This window comes from Candidatus Polarisedimenticolaceae bacterium (assembly GCA_036275915.1).
Taxonomy (GTDB): domain Bacteria; phylum Acidobacteriota; class Polarisedimenticolia; order Polarisedimenticolales; family DASRJG01; genus DASRJG01.
Genome location: DASUCV010000010.1, coordinates 12374 through 26228 on the forward strand (window position 1 = coordinate 12374; position 13855 = coordinate 26228).

9 protein-coding genes are annotated in these 13855 nt (G+C 68.8%); 1 reads left to right on the forward strand and 8 read right to left on the reverse strand.

Going from position 1 to position 13855, the window contains the following annotated elements:
* Window positions 1–155: 155 nt before the first annotated feature.
* Complete coding sequence (locus tag VFV19_08865; GenBank protein ID HEX4824411.1) at window positions 156–974, reverse strand: hypothetical protein; 819 nt, start codon at window positions 972–974, stop codon at window positions 156–158.
* A 141-nt stretch (window positions 975–1115) separates the two neighbouring features.
* On the opposite strand from VFV19_08865, the gene VFV19_08870 reads away from it, so the two are divergent.
* A complete protein-coding gene (locus tag VFV19_08870) occupies window positions 1116–4052 on the forward strand; it encodes a protein kinase (GenBank protein HEX4824412.1) in 2937 nt (978 codons plus the stop codon).
* Between the two features lie 82 nt (window positions 4053–4134).
* Here the strand turns inward: VFV19_08870 and VFV19_08875 are convergent, their stop codons facing one another.
* The 7 genes from VFV19_08875 to VFV19_08905 form a co-directional block, all read right to left on the reverse strand.
* Window positions 4135–6009 carry a glycerophosphodiester phosphodiesterase family protein gene (locus tag VFV19_08875; GenBank protein ID HEX4824413.1) on the reverse strand — a complete coding sequence of 625 codons (1875 nt, stop codon included), beginning with the start codon at window positions 6007–6009 and terminating at the stop codon, window positions 4135–4137.
* A 161-nt stretch (window positions 6010–6170) separates the two neighbouring features.
* Window positions 6171–7841: a M48 family metalloprotease gene (locus tag VFV19_08880; protein ID HEX4824414.1), complete on the reverse strand. Its 1671-nt coding sequence runs from the start codon at window positions 7839–7841 to the stop codon at window positions 6171–6173.
* A 19-nt stretch (window positions 7842–7860) separates the two neighbouring features.
* A complete protein-coding gene (locus VFV19_08885; GenBank protein HEX4824415.1) occupies window positions 7861–8898 on the reverse strand; it encodes a TonB family protein in 1038 nt (345 codons plus the stop codon).
* 23 nt (window positions 8899–8921) lie between these two features.
* The gene (locus tag VFV19_08890) at window positions 8922–9332 is read right to left on the reverse strand and encodes a hypothetical protein (protein HEX4824416.1); all 411 of its coding nucleotides are present in this window, start codon (window positions 9330–9332) and stop codon (window positions 8922–8924) included.
* A complete protein-coding gene (locus VFV19_08895) occupies window positions 9326–10765 on the reverse strand; it encodes a hypothetical protein (protein HEX4824417.1) in 1440 nt (479 codons plus the stop codon). The genes VFV19_08890 and VFV19_08895 overlap by 7 nt, the downstream gene beginning before the upstream one ends.
* Window position 10766: 1 nt before the next feature.
* Window positions 10767–12194: a DUF1501 domain-containing protein gene (locus VFV19_08900; protein HEX4824418.1), complete on the reverse strand. Its 1428-nt coding sequence runs from the start codon at window positions 12192–12194 to the stop codon at window positions 10767–10769.
* Window positions 12195–12206: 12 nt separating this feature from the next.
* Entirely contained in the window at window positions 12207–13790 is a 1584-nt protein-coding gene (locus tag VFV19_08905) for a DUF1800 domain-containing protein (protein ID HEX4824419.1), read from the reverse strand.
* Window positions 13791–13855: the final 65 nt, after the last annotated feature.

Below are 13855 nucleotides of genomic sequence, written 5' to 3' on the forward strand. Positions count from 1 at the left end.
GATTCGACGCCGAGGCGTGCCAGCGGAACGATGTGCGGCTCGGCGTACTTGTTGACCTTGACGGTGTAGGGAAGGCCGACGGAGAACTTCGAAGGGGTGGGCCTGGCGTACGTGGCGGCGTTGCGGGGAGAACTTCCCGGCTCTGGTCTCGGGCCTCAACCACAACCGCCTGCCGTCGCCTGCGAGGCCAGCACCTTGTCGGCCTGCTGTCTCCCCCAATCGGAGGGCTCGGCCCACGGTGGAGGCGGTGCAGCGGATGGCGGGAGCGCATCGACTTGCAACCCGCGGACGTTGACCGGGTAGATCGTGCACCGCGACGCGGCGGCCTGCGCGGCGATCTCTCGGAACTGATCCTCGAGCGGAAGGTCCTTCATGTCGGAGTAGAGGACGACTGCCTTCGGTCCCGAGTACGTTCCCAGAAGATCGAGGAGAGCGGTCATGCCCGCGACGAAGCCGTCCTCGTCGTAGTGCTCGAAAATCCTCGGGAACAAGCTCGAGTCTCGTTCCATCGCGGTCAACGCGGAGTCGGTCCGGCCGGTGTCGCCGGTGAACGCCTGCTCGACCCGGAGCGATCCGGTCAAGACGCCGACCGACACCGGCGAGCCCGCGGCGCCTCCTTCCGCGATCGTCTTCCGCGCCATCTCGACGGCGCGCGTGCGATCGACCGGGGCGAGGTGCTGGTAATCGAAGAGGAGCGTGAGGCTCGGCTTCTCGCTTCCGGCGTCGGGCGTATCGACGGCGACGAGCGGCACGGAGCGGCCGGCGATCGTCAGATCGAAATCGTCCTTCGTGAGGCCCGAGACCACCTTTCCGGCGCGGTCGAGAACGACGACGTCGAAGAGCACGAGCTCGGTCTTGACCGACTCCACGAGCCCCTTGCGGAGCGGCTTCGGCTCCGGCGCCGGCTCGGCGGCGAGCGCTGCCCAAGCAGCGATCGAAGCACCGGCTCCCCAGACGATGAGGTTGCGTCGCATCGACGGCCCCCTACGGTTGCCATGACGATACGCCGCAGCCCGCGGTTAGGGGAACCCCGAGAGAGGCAGCGCTGCAAATCGCCCGCGCGTCTACAATCGCCGCCTCACGGGGGTGGCGCTCTGAACCTCGAACCCGGCCGGATGCTTCTTCATTACCGTCTCATCGAGCGCCTCGGCGAAGGCGGGATGGGCGTCGTCTGGAAAGCGGTCGATACGACCCTCGACCGCGAGGTGGCGATCAAGATCCTGCCGGCGGCGTTCGCGGCCGACCCGGAGCGGCTGCACCGGTTCGAGCGCGAGGCGAAGGTGCTGGCGTCGCTCAACCATCCGAACGTCGCGGCGGTCTACGGGCTCCATCAGGCGGACGGGATTCGCTTCCTCGCCATGGAGCTGGTGCGCGGACGGTCGCTCGCGGAGGAGATCCATCGCGGGCTCGTGCCGGGGCGCACGGTCGAGCTGGCGCTCGCGATCGCGGACGGGCTCGCGGCGGCGCACCGGAACGGGATCGTGCACCGCGATCTCAAGCCGGACAACGTGATGATCGACGCCGAGGGCCGGCCGAAGATCCTCGACTTCGGCCTGGCGAAGACCGGCGTGGCCGGACCCGCGCCCGATGCGCCGACGCAGCTTCGCGAGCAGACGACGACGCAGCAGGGCACGCTCATGGGGACGGTCGCCTACATGTCGCCGGAGCAGGCGCAGGGCAAGCCGGTCGATCCGCGCTCGGACGTCTTCTCGTTCGGTATCGTGCTCTACGAGATGGCGACGGGGCGCCGGCCGTTCGCCGGCGACAACACCGTCTCGACGCTGACCGCGATCCTTCGCGATACGCCCGCGCGCGTCACGAGCGTGGCGCCGTCGGCGCCCGAGCCGCTCGACAAGATCGTCGCCCGTTGCCTCGAGAAGGACCCGGCGCGGCGCTACGCCGACGCTTCGGGTGTGCGCGACGATCTGCGCGCGCTCCAGACGCAGCTCATCTCGGCGCCGCTCGGCGCGCGGATCCCGACGCGCACGAAGAGGCTGCTCTTCACGACGATCGGCATCCTCGCTGCGATCGAGGTCGCCGTCATGGGCGCGTGCTTCGTACGCAAGCACAACCGCGAGGCGTGGGTCAGAAACGAAGCGCTCCCGCAGCTCCAGTCGATCATCGACCACATCCAAGGCCTTCAAGAAGGAAGGGAGGCCTGGGACGCGTGGGTGCTCGCGCGCAAGATCGAGGAGGTCGCGCCGGGCGAGCCGCTCGTCGAGAGCCTCCGGAAGAAGTTCTCGCGCGAGATCGACATCACGTCGGATCCGCCCGGGGCCGAGGTCGTCGCGCGTTACTACGACGAGCCGGATGCGCCGCCGGTGCCGCTCGGGAAGACGCCGCTCACGAAGTTCGCTTACCCCCTGGGCTTCACGCGCCTCCATCTCGCCTTGCCGGGGAAGGCGCCGGTCGACGACGTCGTCTGGAACCTCAGCCTCGTCGGCGATGCGTGGAGCTACACGTTCCATGCGCCCGGCGAGATCCAAGGCGACAAGGCGTGGATCCCGCCGCAGTCGGGTCCGCTCTTCATCCCGGGGCTCGACGACCTTGCGCCCGAGCCGACGGTGGCGTTCCTCATGGACCGGCACGAGGTCACGAATCGCGAGTACAAGAAGTTCGTCGACGCGGGAGGCTACACCGACGCGAAGTACTGGAAGGAGCCGTTCCAGGACGGCGCGCGCACGCTCACGTTCGCCGAGGCGATGGCGCGCTGCGTCGACAGGACCGGGCGGCCCGGCCCCGCGACGTGGGAGATCGGCGGTTTCCCCGCGGGCCACGACGAGTTCCCGGTCGCGGGCGTGAGCTGGTACGAAGCCGCGGCGTATGCCGAGTGGGCGGGTGAGCGCCTGCCGACGATCTTCCACTGGAACCGCGTCGCCTTCACCGAGGCCAGCTCGCGCATTATCCCGATGGCCAATCTCGCGGGGAAAGATCTCGTCGCGGTGGGAACGACGAAGAGCGCCAACCGGTGGGGCGTCTCCGATCTCGCCGGCAACGTGCGCGAGTGGGTCTCGAACCCATCGGGCACCGGGAACGATCGCTTCATCCTCGGCGGAGGGTGGAACGATCCCGACTACGCGTTCGCCGACGCGTTCGCGCAGCCGGCGTGGGACCGCGCGCCGACCGACGGCTTCCGCTGCATCAAGCTCATCGAGCCCGAGCCGAACCTCGCCAAGCTCGATCGCGCGATCGAGCGGCAGTTCCGCGACTTCAAGAGCGAGAAGCCGGTCCCGGACGCCGTCTTCGCGCAGTACCTCCGTCAGTTCGATTACGACAAGACGCCGCTCGACGCGAAGATCGAGGAGGAGAAGGAGTTCCCGACCGGCGTCCGCCAGAAGATCACGTTCAATGCGGCGTACGGCGGCGAGCGGATGATGGCGTACCTCTTCCTGCCGCCGAAGGACAATGCGAAGCCGCCGTACCAGGTCGTCATCCAGTTTCCCGGCTCCGGCTCGATCGACACGCGATCGTCGGAGACGCTCGATGCGGGCCGCGTCGACTTCCTCGTCACGACCGGCCGCGCGATGCTCTTCCCGATCTACAAGGGGACCTACGAGCGGGGCGGCGACCTGCACACCGACTATGCGTCGCCGACGGCGCAGTATCGCGACTACGTGACGATGTGGTCGAAGGACCTCGCGCGCTCGATCGACTACGTCGAGTCGCGGAAGGATCTCGACGCCGGCAAGATCGCCTACTACGGGCTGAGCTGGGGCGGCGCGCTCGGCGCGATCCTCCCCGCCGTCGAGCACCGGATCAAGTGCAACGTCCTCTACGTCGCGGGCCTGGGATTCCAGCGCGCGCTTCCCGAGGTCGACGTCGTCAACTACGTCGGCCGCGTCAAGCAGCCGACGCTGATCCTGAACGGCGAGCTCGACTTCTTCTTCCCCGCCGAGACGTCGCAGAAGCCGATGTTCGATCTGCTGGGCGCGCCGTCCGCCGACAAGAAGCGCCTCGTCTTCCCCGGCGGCCACTCGGTCCCGCGCACCGAGATGATCAAGGAGTCGCTCGCCTGGCTCGACAAGTACCTCGGAGCAGTAAGGGGACAGTAACCAGGAGTGATGGGGGACAGCTTCCGAAACTCGCAGTTCGAGTTTCGGAAGCTGTCCCCCATCACTCCTGGTTACTGTCCCCCTACTGCTCGAGGTCGGCGGCGTCGCCCGTCGCACCGAGGCGCGTCATGACGAAGACGAGGAGGCGCTGCGCCGGCGGCATCGCGGCGTAGTCCGCGACGACTCGCTTCGCGAGGGCGGGACGGTTCGTGATCAGGCCGTCGACGCCGAGCCCGATGTACCGGAGCATCTTCGCGGGATCGTCGATCGTCCAGACGTAGACGGACTTGCCGGCGGCATGCGCGTGGCGGATGAACGCGCGCGTCGCCATGGACGCCTGAACGGCGAGGAAGTCGCCCGGAAGGCGGCTCGCGTCGCCCATCGCCTTCGCGACGAGGAGCCCCGAGGTCCACTGCGGCCGTAGCTGCTTCATCTTTGCGGTCATCGGCGCCGACAGCGACATCGTCACGATGTGATCTTGCATGCCGGCGGCCTCGACGATCTCGGCGACGCGCTCCTCGAGCCGCTCGTCGTGGCCGTAGTCCTTCAGCTCGATGTCGACCTTGCAGACGCCTTTGCAGGCGTCGAGCGCCTCGGCGAGCGTCGGCACGCGCTCGGAGGCGAATTGCGGGCCGCGATAGCTGCCGATGTCGACCGCCCGCAGCGCCGCCGCATCGCTCTCCCAGATCTTCAAGGGCGAGCGGCCGATCTTCATGAGATCGGCGTCGTGGGCGACGAGGACGATGCCGTCCCTCGACTCCTGCACGTCGAGCTCCACGAAGTCGGTGCCTTCCTGCCCCGCGAGCTTGAGCGCGGCGAGGGTATTTTCCGGCGCATCGATCGAGGCGCCCCGGTGCGCGAAGACGAGCACGGGGTGATCGGTCCACGTCGCCTTCATCAGGAAGTTGGCGAGGAGCGCGGTTGCGGGGACGGCGACGACGACGATCGCGGTGAGCGCCTTCCACGAGATGGGGAAGCGCTTGCCCTCGATCTCGATGGCACCGGCGTAAGGCTTCGGCAGCGCGATCGTCGCGGGGGCGGTCTCGACGTAGAAGGCGATCACGACCAGCGCGAACATCGCCGACACGACGACGGCGACGGCGAGCGTGACGACGAGCGCCACGACGAGCGCGAACCCGATGAACGCCAGCATCCCCGCGAGCGTCGCGCCGAAGAGCGGTGCCAGGCCCCGCCCCGAAGCGCGAAGGCCGGCGTTCGCGGCGAGAGGGGCCACGACCGCGAAAGCCGCCCACGCGGCGAGGGCGAGGGCCGCGGGCACGCGCCGCCCGGACATCCGCCGCGCGCTCTCGCCGAACGCGCGGATGGGGAGCGTGCCCTCGAAGACGACGATCGGCAGGACGAGGAGCCAGGCGGCGATCTTGCGCGCGAGCACGAACGCCATCACGGCCGCGACGACACCCGCGACCGCGACGGCGGCCAGGAACTCCGGCGGCTTCGCCGCGAGGAAATAGTTGATGTCGTGCCGGCGCAGAAAGATCCAGTAGACGCCGCCGATGGCGGCGGCGAACGGCGCCACGATCGAGAGGACGCGCGCGACGAGCTGGACGGTGAGGCGCAGCACGGCGAACGATCGCGCGGCGACGAAGGCGAAGGCATCGCGTACGCGCGGCGCGTTGCCCCTCTCGCGTGAGAGCGCGGTCGCCATCAGACAGGCCTGCTCGAGCGCGGAGACGGCGACGACGAGTCCCGAGACGAGCAGGAGAGCGACGACGCCCGGCCTCGTCGTGAAGAAGAAGAGCGCGATGTCGACGTCGGCGAGAGCGGTACGGCCGCTCCGGGCGATCAAGAGCTTGAAGAGGAGCCCGATGAGCGGCGTGAGGATCGCGAAGCCGATCGCCTTGTAGAGGAGATCGATCTCGACGAACGCGACCCAACCATGGCCGAACCGGCGCGCGGCGCCGCCGATCACGCTCCCCGCTCGACGTAACGCGTCCATGGCGTCCTCCCAACGCGCATTGTCGCCTCACGCGTCCATTCCGTGGGAGAGAATCGCAGCCGAAAGCGCGGCGCCACAGCCGTTGCGAGGCAGACGGCTCCGTCAGTGCGAATGTTCCCGCGAACGCGACCTCGATCGGTGCCTGCCCTCGAGACGGACCCTCACCGCGGCGCGCTGGCAGCTTTCTCCGCCAGCGTCGCCGTGGTCTTCTCGGGCTCGCTCTTGCCGTCGATCCGCGACAGATAGGGCATGAGCGGGGTCACCTGGAACGGCATCTTCTCCCGCGCCGAGACCAGGGCGATCTTGGCTCCCGGCATCAACGAAGCAGCCGCCGTCCACGGGTCGACGCGGACGCGGCCGCCGAGCGGAAGCGCCGCGATCTGCGTGATCGAGCCGGGGTCGAGCGCCGGCGCGGCGTCGACGATCGGCGCCATGCGGTAGACCTGGCCGTTCCCGAAGTGGGGCTGGATCAGGTACGGGAGCGCGCTCGCCTGCGCTTGCAGCGCCTTGAAGAAGAGGCCCGCCGCGGCGAGCTTGTCCTTGTAAGGCGAGTTCTTGAGGAGCGCCACGGCTTTCGCGTCGGCTTCCATCTCCTCCTGCGGCGTCCGCTCGAACTGGAAGCGCGCGACCGCCTCGCGATCGCCGACGAGCACGCGGTCGGTGAAGGCGTAGCGCGTGTCCAGCTCGTGGCCGGCCATGACGTGGCCCAGCTCGTGGGCGACGATCGCCGCGAGACTCGCTTCGTCAGGCAGCACGTCGATGAGGCCGCGGGAGAGGACGATCGTGCGTCCGATCGTGAACGACTCGAGAGGCGTCGTCAGCAGGACGCGGCAGTGCACCGGCGGATCCATCTCGAGGTTGTTCGTGACTTCGAGATTGTTGACGACGGTCTCGAGGATGGCGTCGAGCTTCCCCTTCGGTGCCAGGAGGCCGGCGTCCGTCAGGCGGCGCACGACGTTCTCCTCCGCCTCGAGCTGCCACTGCCTCGCCGCCTCGACCGGTGACGTCTGCCCGGAACCGTCGCTCGCGTCGTGCGCGACGGGGGTCTCGAGCATGACCTTCGTGAACTCGTCGTCCGCGTCGGGCTTTTCGAGCTGGTACCCCCAGACGCGGATCTGCCCGCGGTACGAGAGGTTGAGCTGCCGCGACGTCTTGTCGGCCTCCTCGGTGTACACGTACGACGGGAGCCACTGGCCCTGGCCGACGTTCGTCCGCCAGCTGTCGAAGTGGAAGTTGGCGGCGAGGCTCGAGGCGTAGATCCCGTTGTAGCGCACGATGCGATAAGCCTGGTCCTCGACCCAGATCCGGCCGGTGAAGCGCCCGGGGCGGTAGCGGTCGAGCGGCTTTCCTTCCTTGGGCGTCACGTCGAAGACGAGCGTGCGAACGTCGCCGAGGAACTCCGAGCGCAGGAAATGGAACTCGTACGTGTTGCGGTCGAACGACCCGCGATCGAGGAGGAGCATGCGGGAGAAGTCCTCCGGCTTGAAGACCGCCGAGTGGAAGTCCTGGAGGAGCGAGAGCGTCTGCTTGTTCTTCTTGTCGGACTTCTTCTGCTTCGCGGGCTCGCCCGTGGACGCGAGCTCGAGCCGTCCGAAGAAGTAGTTGTCCCTCACGGGGACGAAGCCCAGCGCCGCATCCGGCTTGACCGTCTGGACGTACGTCTCGACGACCGGCCGGTGCGACTCGAGGAGGACGGCGAGCGCCTGCTCCCCTGCGATCGCGGCGTCGAGGACCTGATCCATGCGCGCCGAAGGCGCGTCGGCGGCCGGAGGCGCCGCCGCGGCGGCGGGCAGAACGGCGAGAAAGCCCCACATCACGATTGCGGTTCGCACTGCGTCTCCTCCCTCGAGGTCATGCCAGCCGGAAGACCACGCGCAGCCTCGCGGCATGGTCGACCGGCGTGCCATCCCGTTTCGCCGGAACGAACTGGATCTTCTTCGCGGCCGCCGCGGCGGCTTCGTCGAGCCCGTGGCCGAGACCGGACGCCACGCCGATCACGCGCACCGTCCCCAACGCTTCGAAGACGACGTCCAGGACGACGTCGCCCTCGAGGTGGAGCGCGCGCGCTTCCTCGGTGTAGACCGGCTTCGGCTTCGTAAGGATCTCGACGTCGGTGTCGTCGACCGACGGCGGCCGCGTGGCCTCGGCGTCGCGCTTCTTGGGCGCCGCCTCGGCGTCGAACGCCGCCGCCTTGACCGAGGTGGCCGGCGCCGAGCGTCCCTTCGTCTTCGTCGATGCCTCTTCGAACGCGGCCTGCACGACGCGGCCTGAGCGCGCCGCGGTCCCTGTGCCGCCGGCCGTGCCGCCGTCGAACCCCGCGCCGACGACGACCGGGGAGCGGGACGTGCGCGATGCGACAACGTTCGGAGCCGCGGGAGACTCGTCGAGGAGGCCGACCTTCACCTCGGGCTTGGGCTTCGGCGGCTCCGCTTTCACGATCTCGGGAACCGGCTCCGGCTTCGCGACCGGCTTCGGCGCCTCGGCGACCGGCGGGGGCGGCGGTTCCTCGCGGGGCTGCTCGAGCCTTGCCTTGGGCGCCGGCTTCGGCAACGGCTTCGGTGCCGCCGGCGCGAGCTTCACCTCGGGAACCTTCGGCGGCTCCATGGCGAGCACGATCTCGATCGGGAGCCGAGGGTCGTCGATCGACTGCACGTGCTTCGGCATGAGGACGACCACGACGACGAGGAGCACGTGCGCCGCGATGCTCACCGCGACGACGATCTTCCGTTTCCGCTTCGCGGCCGGCGGCGTCTCCGCGAACAGGGGCGAGAACTGGACGCGCGGCGCTCGCTTCACGACGCGGAGGCGCTGGTCGATCGCGCGCTCGAGGTCGGCGAGCGGAGCCGATTCTGCGAGGGGAATCGACGAGGGACGCCGGAACCTCAACACCTCTTTCGAGGTTAGATCAGGTTTCACTTCGCGCCCTCGTCGATCCAGGAGGCGACGAGATCGATCTGAGCCTGCGAGAGCGGGCCGCCCGAGAGCGGCATCTGCTGGCCGCCGATCGCCGGGTTTCCGGTGATCTTCCAGTACATGTACGAGTTGGCGGAGTCGCCCGGCAGGACGCGCTTCATCGACGCGTTCTCGCCGCTGTCGACGTTGACGAGGTGCGCCGCCGACGCGGAGACGCTGCTCATGTCGAGGCCGAAGGGCGCACCGGTGCCGACGTGACAGCCGGAGAGCGCGCATCGCGGCGTCAGAACCTGCGTCTGGACTTCGAGGAGCGTCGTGCGGCCGCCGTTCCCGGTGACCGGGTTCGAGGGACCGCCGCACGCCGATGCGAGCGCCGCCACGGCGAGGACGCTCGCTCGGACCTTCACCACGACACGGCCGCCGAGAGCACGAGCTTGTCGAGCTGGATCGTGCGGCGCGAGCCTTCCGGGATGCCGATCGGGATCGGGTTCGACGGCGCGGCCTCGCCGGTGAGCCACGCGAGGTCGAGCGTGACGTTCGCGAGCACCGTCTCGAGGCCGATCGCGAACTGCGCCGCGGTGAGCGTCGCCTTGTCGTTCTGGGAGCCGGTGTCGAACGTCGTCTTCGTCTGCGAGTCCAGGAGATCGGCGTGGCCGCTCACGATGATCCGCAGCTTGTCCTTGAAGAGCGGCTGGCGGACGCCCAGGGTCAGGCCGAGCGCGATCTGCGAGTCGTCGATCTCCTCGCGGACGGGCGTGCCGGCGGCGTCGACGTCCGAGCTTCCGCTCGCCTTGTCGTAGCCGAGGCGCGCGCCGACGAACATCTCGGTCTCTCCCGCCTGGAAAATCATCCGCGCCGAGCCGAAGCCCGAGAGGGTCGTGATCGGGTTCTGGCCGAGGAGGGTCGTGTCCGGCGTGACGACGCCGCCGGTCTCGGACGAGGCGAGGTCGGAGTTGCCGAGCTTGCGCTGCGACCACGAGAGGCCGCCGCGGTACTCGGTCTCGCCGAGCCCTTCCTTGCGGAGGCGGTTGTAGCCGCCGGTCACGCCGAAGCTCAGATCGTTGATGTCGTAGTTCGTGCTGGTGAAGCGATCGGTGACGGCGCCCGTGTCGTCGATGTCCTCGCTGTAGACGTCCTTCGTGGAGCTGCCGTAGCCGAGGACGCCGTCGATCTCCCAGCTGCTCGTCGGCGTGAGGAAACGGCGCACGCCCGCGTCGGCGGAGATGTCGAGCTGATCGAAGTTGTCGACGCCGTTGAAGCCCCCGACCCCGGGCGCGAAGTTCGAGCTGGTCGCGTCGTGCCTCGCCCAGACCGTGCGCAGCCCCACGCCCAGCACGGTGCTGTTATTGAGCTGGAACGCGGCACCGCCGCGGACGTCGGCGGACTTGAGATCGTTGTTGTCGTCGAACGTCTGCCCACCGGACGTGGCGTCGCTCTTGATCGTGCCGGCGAGGACCGCCGCCGAGAGGCCCCACGCGAACGTCCCGGTCTCGCGCCGGATCATCGTGCCGTTGATCGCGTCGGCCTGGTTCTCGACGCCGGTCGCTCCGTTGTTCCCGATGACCCCGTCGACGTAGCGCGCGTAGCTTCCCTGCTGACCGGGCCACGCGCCGAAGTTCGACATCCGCGCGATGTTGGCGAAGAGCAGGTTGTACGGCCGCGTCTGCAGCTCGTCGAACGGCGTCCGGTAGGTGTCGAACGTCAGCTCGTTCAGAACCGAGCGGCCGAACGTGAGAACGAACGTCGGCGTGTCGGCGAGCTCGCGCGTGACCGCGTGCGCGCTCGTGGCCGCCGGCCCCCCGACCAGAAGGACGAGTAAGGCTCCCCCTCGTGACAGACGCATCTCATGCGCTCCTTCCCGCCGTGAGGGCGGTTCCCGCGAGAAGAGGCGGCGTGGACGAGCCCGGCGTCCAGAACCGCCCGATGTTCGGCAAGATGACGTCGAGGTCGGCGGTCGACACGCCGAACCAGACGGCGAGCTGGGCGAAGTACTCATCGACCGACGTCGTCGGGATGAGACGCCCGCGCCCCGTGTCGAGATCGTTCCCGGCGTAGAGGCTCGGATACGAGCCGTAGAGATCGCCGCCCGGGATCGCGGGGCCCATGACGATGTGGTTCCCGCCCCACGCGTGGTCGGAGCCCCGGCCGTTCGAAGTGAGCGTGCGGCCGAAGTCCGAGGCGGTGAACGTCGTCACCGCGTCCGAGACGCCCAGCTCGACGAGCGCCGCGTGGAACTCGGAAAGCGCGTGGCTGACGATCGGGAGCATCGTCGATTGGTTGAGGATGACCTCGTCGTGCATGTCCCAGCCGCCCCAGTCGATGAAGAACGTCTGGCGCTTCATGCAGAGCGCCTCGCGCGCGGCGATCGTCATCGCGATCATCCGGAACTTGCGCGAGAGCGACGTGTTCGAGAACTGCGTCTGGAGGGGCGGGATCGACGCGAGCGCGTTCGAGAAGTCGACCTGGGCGTCGATCGCGCCGCGCATCTTCGCCGCGAACACCTTCTCGAAGAGGTGCCGGTACTGGAGCGCGAGCAGGCTGTCGACCGCGTCGGTGCGCACCATCGCCGAAGGCGACGTGCCGCGATAATCCCAGAGCGGCACCGCGCCGTTCTCGCTGATCGTGTAGTGGCTCGTCATCCGGCCCGACTGCCAGATGTTGTTCCCCGAGAGCGAGATGTTCATCCCGATGTTCGGGTCGCAGTTCCCGCTGTCCATGACGTCGGCCATCCGGCCCGCCCAGCCGATCGGCGAGCGCTGATCGGGGATCCCCGACTGCCACGCCATCTGCTGGTCGGAGTGCGAGAAGAGGCCGACCGGAAGATTGGCGGTCCCGCGCCGGTAGGCGTCCAAGGTCGTCGGCTCGGCGAGGGTGCCGAGGTTGGCGACCAGGCCGAGCTGGCCGGCCGCGAAGAGCGCCTGCAGCTCGGGGAGCCCGGGGTGGAGCCCGTACGTCTTGCCGTCGGGAGTGGCCGGCGTGATCGGGAGCAGGACGTTCTGCGGGAGCGCGAGGTCGCCGCGGACCGCGGCGTACTCCTGGTGCTCGGCGTCGCCCAGGGGGACGAGCACGTTGTACGAGTCGATCCCGCCCGAGAGGAACAGGCAGACGAGCGCACGGTAATCGTCGGTGGGCGCCGCGAGGGCGTTGAACATCCGCAGGTTGAGGATCGTGTTGAAGAGCGCCGTCGTCCCCACCGCGGCGCAGCTCGCCTGGCCCAAGAACCGGCGGCGGTCTCGGCGGGGGACGTCGCCCTGTCGGCGTCGTGTCGTCATCGCATCATCCCCTTAGTTGAGGACCGCGTACTCGGGCGCGATCGAGATGAGCTGGAGCGCGGTCATGACCCGCTCCTGCGGATCGGGGAGCTGCTCGAGCGCGTGGACGAGGACGCCGCGCATCGGGTTCGACATCGTCCCGTACATGAGGAGCAGGTCGAGGCGGTTGACGAGCGCGAGCGGATCCGAGGCCAGCCCCATCTCGTCGGTGAGGTCGAGCCGCACCTCGAGCGCGTCGTTCGGGTCCGAGTTCAGGGCGCCGCGAATCTCGGAGTTCAGCGCGTTCGCGCTCGTGATCGCGGTCACCGCGGTCACGATCTGGAACTCCGGTGCCACGAGGCCGGCGTCCGCGATGATCCCGGTCGGCTGGTAGTCCGGGAGGAAGAAGTTGAAGACGGTCGGGGACGAGAGCGGCCGCTGGCCGAAGTCGTCCGGGGCGCCGCCATCCGAGATGGGCCAGGTCCCGGCGAGGTTCTTCGCGTCGAACGCGCGCGCGAAGTGGACGCGCCTGAGGAACGACTCGCGCAGCATCCCCTTCGTGATGCCGCCGGCGGTCGGCCACGCGCGCGCTTCCGGGTCGAGCAGGATCGCCGTGATGACCGCCTTCATGTCGCCTCGCACGCCGCGGCCGTTGTTGGCGAACGCGGCCGCGACCCGGGCGACGTACGCCGGGCTCGGATTCGACGTCACGAGGCGCTGGATGAGCCGGCGCGAGAGGAACGGGCCGACGTTCGGGTGCCGGAAGAGGTTGTCGATCGCGGCGTCGACGTCCTGCATGCCGGTCTGCCCGGCCGGCACGTATTTTCCGCGGAGGAGATACTTCGGGCCCGGCTCGTGGTGCTCCTCGTACATCCGCATCGGCGCGGTCCAGTTCTCCTGGCCGCGGTAGAAGTCGCGGTCGGCGCCGTCGAACGAGAGGCCGGTGAAGATCTTCGCCATCTCGGTGATCTGGTCGTTGGTGTAGGTCGGGATCGGCCGCCCCTTGCCGTCGCGCAGGAGCGTGCCGTTCGACCGCAGCTGGAAGAGGCCGATCGAGAAGAGCTGCATGACCTCGCGCGCGTAGTTCTCGTCGGGGTACCGCCCGCTCGCCGGATCGGACTTGTCGTTCCGCAGGTGGCTCAGGTAGGCGCCCATCATCGGATGGAGCGAGATGTCGTGGAGGAGCGTCCTGTAGTTCCCGAACGCGTTCCGGAGCAGCATGTCGTAGTAATTCGCCGCGCCGATCGGCTGAGCCCCAACGTCGCCCTGGACGTCGGAGATCACGAAGATCTCGGAGAGCGCGAGCGCGACGCGCTGCCGGAGCGGATCGGGCCCCTCCATGACCTGCTGCCACCACGCGTAGCGGCGCTCGTCGGAGCCGACGGAGAGCCCTTGGCGGAGGCGGTCGTCCAGGAACGGCTCGTGGTAGCCGATCGGTCGCGCGAACTGGTCCTGGAGCCACAGCGTCGGCGTCGTGCGCGCGGTTCGCTGGATCTCGGCGTAGTCGGCGCCGAGCGTCGCCTGCGCGAGGAAGCGGGAGGCTTGGGCAGGCGTCATCGCGGCATGGGCGGATCCCATGAGAACGAGCGCCATGAGGACAACGATGGGACGCCGCATGCGCGGCATTTCTGCAAGGGATGTACCGGACTTTCCCGGCGCGTTCAGTCCGGATTCAGCAAACG